Below are 6667 nucleotides of genomic sequence, written 5' to 3'. Positions count from 1 at the left end.
AGAAAAACACTCAATCTCAATTATCTGCCGCTGTAACTCGCTAACGCTCGAACAGCGCTCCGGGGTCGTAGCAACCACGTCTACAGGCACGACGCCTCCACTCCCAACCCCGTCCGCATGTTCCCGTTACATTGCATAGTCACTAAATAGCCACCGTCACTAGTAGCGGGTACATTAAAAAAAGAGCAAGCCTTTCTACAATTACGGACTCACTCTCTGTCGAATTTTCAATTAGCAAAGCATCACAAATTGCACAAGAATATTTTGTGTATTGTTCGACCAACATCGCAAAATTTTGCACAACTCACGTAAACTCAACCTTAAGTTTTTCCCCAAAGCAAATGCAATTTTGCTCATCGTATCAAAACTCGTATTATGCCCATGTTCAATCCGGGCTATTGTTGATTGTAGCACACCGGCCCGTTCTGCCAGTTCGCGTTGGGTTAATCCAGCACGTTCACGCTCCTTCAGCACCACAACTGCGATTTCAAGTTTGGCCGACTCTGCGTTAAACCCAGCCATAAATTCATGATTTTTAAGCTGCTGAGAGAGATAGTCATCAAAACTAATGTTCTTAACCATGGCGAATGTCTCCAAAAAAATCATCGTCTAATGACATTATCTGCCTAGACGCGGCATGCAAAACGGGCGACTACGAAACATATTCCCGGAAAATCACTTTACAATTCCGCCAACACCCCACGCAACACTTCAGCCGCGTCCTTTGGCAGCTGGTTGTACCCATCCATGGCACTATCCTGCTGTTCCACAAAGTCGAGGCGTGCCTGCAACCGCGCCTGCAACGACTGACTGTATTTGGCATCGGCAAAGTCGACCGGATAGCCGTCAACGGGCAGGTACTGCATCCCCGCCAGCGTACCAAAGTCGCGCCATTCCCCCGTGCCGTTGACCACCTGCTCGATGGATCCCAACGTCACGGCTGGCGTCACCTTTGTTGAACCGTAATAGCCAGTGTTCAGTACGTAACATGCTGTCCCCCGGTCGTTGAAGAGTGCCTTAAAGTCCGCGTAGTCCTCCGCCAGTGGGTAACAACGGAATGGATTCGCAAACGGCTCAATGACCAGCTGGTTCCGGTCAATTTTGCCCACCAAGTTCTCCGCGGTGGAACGCTTCGTCGCCAACGTCAGGCCGAAGACCGCCGCGAGCGCCGGGTCGGTAATCCGCAAAATTGGCGGCAGCGTCTCGTCCTTCATGATCCAGAAGATCGCGTCCAGCGGCTCCGCGAGGTGGTCAACCCTGTTCGGGGTCATGTAGCGGGATTTGACGGCCCGCCCGTTATTATTACGCAATTCCTGCGTCACAATCACCTTTTGCCCGTCCTCATCCAGGGTCACACCCACATTCTGGCAGGTGAGAAAGTACCGCACCGCATCGTCATCCGTGTGGTAATCCGCCGTTTTGTCAAAGTACGCCGGCTCCAGTGCGGTGGTCGTACCGCGTGCTTGATTAATCACAAAGGCATCGTCGTGCAGGATTTTCACCCGGTACTTATCCCCATGCTTGGCAAAGGTAATGGTGGATTTCCCCGAGCCTGACAGCCCATACGCGGCCATCGTAAATTTATGGTCACCTAGATCGTACTGCTTCATACCACCATGACAAGCCACGAAACCGTTGCGGTGGGCGGTTGCCCAGGCTAGGGTTAAGGTCGCCTTTTTGAGTTCACCAAAGTACCGGAGTCCCAGCACCGCGGCCACGTTGTGCTCGGGGTCGAATAGTGCCAGTCCGTTCGGGAAGTCAGGGTGGCTCCACTCCGGATCCGCATACAGGTAGATATCATTCTCTGGTAACGAGGCCGAGTCCGCATACTGGGCCAATGCCGCTTTGGTCGCAATCTGAAAGTTCAGCAGGTAGGAATAGAGGTTGGGGGCCGAACGGTGGTTCAAGCAAAGGTGGGCACGGACCGCAAATTCGTTGCTCAGGCCGACCACTACGTCACCACGGTCAAAGTGCCGACTGGTGCCATCAAAGAGGGCCTCGCGCAAAATACCGGCGTAGTAATCCGCGTCGATACCCGGCTGCCCGATAATACGGCGAGCCGCCGCGGTGCGCCCCACTACTTTGCCGTCATTCGACACCAGCAATTTAGCGTCGGCTGGCAGCCCGAGGTCAGCCGCGTGGGCCACCGGCATGTCGGTAACCACTACGCCCGGCGTTGCGGCCGCATTCTGGTAGGCCGTCGCGAGGCCCGCCACCGGGGTAACGTTGTTGCCGTAAAACGCGGTCTCCACCATTACCTTGAAGTTCGAAAACAGGCGGTTGTCCGGCCCAATCGCCCCACGCACAAATCGTTCAGTCGTGGTCATATCAATGCCCCCATTACTCTTGTCCTGGCTGCAGTTACTACCCTTAATTCTAGTTTAGACGGTAAATGTATGCGCTGTCAATCGTGTGGCTGATAATTAATGTGCAAAGTTACCGAGTCCCATTCGTCCCGTCGTTATCCACCAAAAACGGGGCCGCTAAACTGCGTGCCCCGCTTACAGTATCCCATTTGTTCACTTATCCACTATTATGCACGCGGACGACGGCGGAAACCGAGCAATGCACAAGTCGCCATGCACATCATCCCCAAAGCTACCCACACTGTGGCTTGTTCATCCCCTGTTTGTGGTAGTGTCCGTTCCTTGGTCGCAGTGTTACTGGCCATGCGCTCCACCGTTGGGCCACCCGTGGTTGGCTCACCATTCTGGGGCGTGACCGACGAAGCTGCCGCTGCAAGCCGCTCCGGCGTGCCAGCTGGCGTGGCCGTATCTTTATCCGTGTTTTCCTGACCGGGCAGCTCCTCAACCGCTTCTTCCTCCACTACTTCGTACACGTGGGGATCCGTAGTCGGCAATACACCCGGTTGCATATTGTTGTAATAATCCTCACGCGTCACCGTGAGTGCGGTCGCATCAACCTGCGTCCGGAGTCGCGGTCCTGTCGTTGGTACCTCACCTGGTTGCATGAAATTGTAGTAGTTATCACGCGTCACGCTCGTCGCCTGCGGGTCCACTTGGGCCCGCACCTGGGGATTGGTGGTGGATAACTCGCCCGGTCGCGTGTAATCGTAGTAGTAGTCCGCCGTCACGCTTGTGGCAGTCGCGTCAACTTTGGTCCGAACTTGCGGATCAGTCTCTGGCAACTTGCTCGCCTGCATAAAGTTATAGTAGTCGCCGGGTTTCACGCTTGTCGCTGCACCTACCTGGGTCCGTGTTTGTGGACTCTCAGTGGATAACTCACCCTGTTGTGTGTTGTCGTAGTAGTCGTCTGCCGTGACTTTGATTGCTCCTGGTATCTGAACGCGGCGCTGTACGTCGGTCGTTGGTAATTCCCCCGCCTGCATGTAGTTGTAGTAATCATCGCGCGTCACACTCGTTGCCGCCCCTACCTGTGTCCGTGTTTGCGGAGTCGTGGTGGGCAACTCACCCGGCTGTGTGTTGTCGTAATAGTCATCCGCCGTGACTTTGACCGCTTCCGGAACCTGGGTACGGTGCTGCGGATTGGTCATCGGCAACTCGCCTGGTTGCATATAGTTGTAATAATCATCCCGCGCCACGCTTGTCGCCGTCGCGTCGACTTGCGTCCGTACCTGCGGAGCCGTGGTCGGCAACTTGTGTTCGTAATAGTCATCCAAGGTGACACTCACGGCGTCAGGTACCGTCACCCGAGTTTGCGGATCCGTATTGGTCTCTGCACCTGGCTGCATGTAGTTGTAGTAGTCGTCCGCGCCGACGCTCAATGCTTCAGGGACGGCCGTCCGTACCTGCGGGTCAGTGGTGGGCAACTTGTGCTCATAGTAGTCACTGGCCTTAACACTCACCGCGTCTGGCACTAGTCCGTACCTGTGGATCCGTGGTGGGCAGTTTGTGCTCGTAGTAGTCTTCCACACTGACACTGAGTGCACCGGGCACCGCCACCCGTGTCTGCGGGTCGGTATCAGTTTCCGCGCCCGCCTGCGTGTAATCATAGTAGTCGCCAATAGTAACTGACGCCGCGGAGCCAGTGCTTACCCGACTCTGGGCCGCATAAACTAGGTCGAACTCACCACTCATGGTGATGCCCACCCGACCGTTTTTATAGAGGTAGTCGTCCACGTAGGCAAGTAAATCGGCCATCGTCGCTCCATCATCCAAATCGGCGAGCCATTCAGTCAAAGTGGCCTTGTCACCGCTGCGCGTAAATTGCGCCGTCGACTGGTCGTAGTCCAAGGGCAGGCCGGCAACCGTTTCCCGTGGCGCCGCAATGCCGTCGCCATCAGGGCCAACGGAAGTCCGCACGTTCTCGTCTTTACGGAGACTACGACCGTTCTCGTCACTATATTCATACGTGACACGGTAACTCTTTTCTTGCTGCCGACCGTCCGTGCTCCCCAAAGCTTTGGTCGTTGGCGAACCATACTGAACTACGTCTGTATCCCCAGCCCCACTGTCCGTACCGGCTGGTGCTGCGGACGAGACGGCTGGTGACGTCACACCACTATCGGAACTGACCGCGGTACTGGCCGCAGCACTGGTGGCCGAACTCGCGAGCGCAACGGTATTGGTGACTTCGGCAGCGTTACTGGTTGCCGTAACGCTAGGCGTGGCCTCCGTACTGTCAACCGTGTCTGCGCGAACAACACCACCGCCAATTGCCAGGCCACACGCAACTGCTGCGGCCGTGGCACACCACCGACAACCATCCTTATATAACTTAACCCGACGTATAATGGACGTCAGCACCACTTTGTTACCCCGTTGATTTGTCTGCTTCATCAATTAATCCCTCCGTCATTATGACCGCAGAATCGCGGTTAATTGCTATTAATATCACGACTATACGGACATCATAGCGTGGGTAGTTCAGGGCCACAAACAACCGAATTTATAAATGCGGCTGGGAAATTACTTGTATAAAAGTATTGATACGCCTGGGATGAATAAAATGACGTTTAGGAGTTGGCAACAAAGTTCTATCAACATTATTTCTGCATGAAATAACAAACATCCTGTATTTAATTGCAAACGGCTCACCGCGCGGATTTATGGTATTAACACAATTTTTTTTGCAGTATTAACCAATCTTTCCGCCACCGGTCAAAAACTGCAATAACTCGTTGCATTCTCGGGACAGTGCCGACCGTGACCATATAAAAAGCTCCCCAACCCGCCATTGCGGTGTTGAGGAGCCCAATTTACGTATTCGCTAAGCCACAAGTTCTGGCTTGGCATCCTTAGCGGCAATTTTCCGCACTTCATAAGCCGTTTCGGGTACGCCATCATGACGGAGCACCGTCATAAACTTGCGTACGTTGAACGACTTACCGTCAGGATCAATCAACATCAGGTGGTCGTGCGCCGCGTTCCACTCCCAGGTACCCATATCCTTCAAATCTGGGTGGTTCGCCGGGTCCAGGTCCACCTGGTCGTAGAATTCAATCCGCACAAACACCGCGTCCGGTTCATCCGCCGCGTTGTTCAAAAATGCTTTTGCTTCCGTTTCGTCTTTTGCCATCGTTATCAGCCTCCACTGAGTTTTAACGCCGTCCCGTGCCGTGGAACGCAAAGTTGGCGCGAGTTGCTCAGTCGAAGCTGGGAGGTATGCTTGGTCGTCGCTTCACCACGGTGAAAGGACTTACACCCTTAATGGTAGTCATCCCCCGGCGAAAGTCAATTACGTTGAGTGGCACCATCCCCAAAGCTGCACATTTATCGTTCTACTTTGGTGGCCTGACGCGCCGGCAGCGCCTGGAGAACCGTCGTTAGTAAGATGAGCACGCCACCGACAATCTCGGCCCCGGCCAACTTTGTACCGAGAAACAGCACCGTGGTAACCGTCGCCGTCAACGGTTCAAACGCGCTCAGCATTCCCGTCGTGCTGGCCGGAATGTACGCCAGGCTCTTGAGATATAGCAGGTAGGCGAATAGCGTCCCAAAGACGATGATGAACGCAATTGCGGCCACGCCCACCCAACCTAGGTGCGGCATGCCCGTGACGCCTAACACCGGCCACAGTGGTACGCCACCAATCAGCATCGCCCAGCCGACGACCTGTGTCTCGTCGTAGCGCCGGAGTAACTGCCGCGGCAACAACGTGTAGCTTGCCTGGCTCACACCCGCGAGTACACCCCACAGCACGGCGGCCGGGGCCAGTGCGAGTGACGTCAGCCGCCCCTGCGTCACTAAGAGGTACGTACCACCAGTGCGACGACAATGGAAACCACGTCGACGCGGCGGGGCCACTGCCTGCTCGCGAGCGCTAAGTAGATGATGATAAATAGCGGTCCCAGGAATTGGAGAACGGTCGCCGTGGCGGCGTTGCCGTAACTCACCGCGAGAAAATAAGTGAGTTGCGACGGCATCATGCCGCAGATAGCAAAGACGACCAGTAAAAACGCATCGTGGCGGTTACGCCAGATACTGAAAACACCGGTGCCGCGGCGCACGGCGGTGTAACCCAATAGGAGCAATCCTGCTCCCAATAAGCGCACACCCACCAACCATAATGGCTGCACGTGCAGGTTGGCGAACAAAAATTGGGCGACCGCACCCGACAACCCCCAGAACATTGTCCCAACGATAACGCTGGCAAAACCCCGACCGCGACTACTAGTTGTAATTGACATAGACGTGCTGACCCCACCAATCTCGATTTAAAATTTACATTATTTGAATGCAACTAA

General features: G+C 54.9%; 5 protein-coding genes and 1 pseudogene. All 6 read right to left on the bottom strand.

Translation table 11 applies throughout. From position 1 onward, the window contains the following. Nucleotides 1–231: 231 nt before the first annotated feature. The gene (locus tag JCM12539_RS03825) at nucleotides 232–582 is read right to left on the bottom strand and encodes a helix-turn-helix domain-containing protein (RefSeq protein WP_082405327.1); all 351 of its coding nucleotides are present in this window, start codon (nucleotides 580–582) and stop codon (nucleotides 232–234) included. A gap of 98 nt (nucleotides 583–680) precedes the next feature. Next, nucleotides 681–2327, bottom strand: coding sequence for a phosphoenolpyruvate carboxykinase (ATP) (locus tag JCM12539_RS03820; protein WP_054649382.1), 1647 nt, complete (start codon nucleotides 2325–2327; stop codon nucleotides 681–683). Nucleotides 2328–2533: 206 nt separating this feature from the next. Further along, nucleotides 2534–3838 (bottom strand): LPXTG cell wall anchor domain-containing protein, encoded by a 1305-nt coding sequence (locus JCM12539_RS03815; RefSeq protein WP_054649380.1) that lies wholly within the window; start codon nucleotides 3836–3838, stop codon nucleotides 2534–2536. Further along, on the bottom strand, nucleotides 3816–4760 hold the full coding sequence (locus JCM12539_RS13395; RefSeq protein WP_054649378.1) for a hypothetical protein: 945 nt from the start codon (nucleotides 4758–4760) through the stop codon (nucleotides 3816–3818). Before JCM12539_RS13395 ends, JCM12539_RS03815 begins: the two co-directional genes overlap by 23 nt. A gap of 430 nt (nucleotides 4761–5190) precedes the next feature. Beyond that, on the bottom strand, nucleotides 5191–5499 hold the full coding sequence (locus JCM12539_RS03805; protein ID WP_054649376.1) for a hypothetical protein: 309 nt from the start codon (nucleotides 5497–5499) through the stop codon (nucleotides 5191–5193). 194 nt (nucleotides 5500–5693) lie between these two features. Further along, a pseudogene (locus JCM12539_RS15525) lies at nucleotides 5694–6610 on the bottom strand (DMT family transporter). Nucleotides 6611–6667 lie beyond the last annotated feature (57 nt).

This window comes from Lacticaseibacillus pantheris DSM 15945 = JCM 12539 = NBRC 106106 (assembly GCF_001311175.1).
GTDB lineage: Bacteria > Bacillota > Bacilli > Lactobacillales > Lactobacillaceae > Lacticaseibacillus > Lacticaseibacillus pantheris.
The sequence above is the reverse complement of the archived record's forward strand: the minus strand, read 5'-3'. Positions and strand labels throughout refer to the sequence as shown.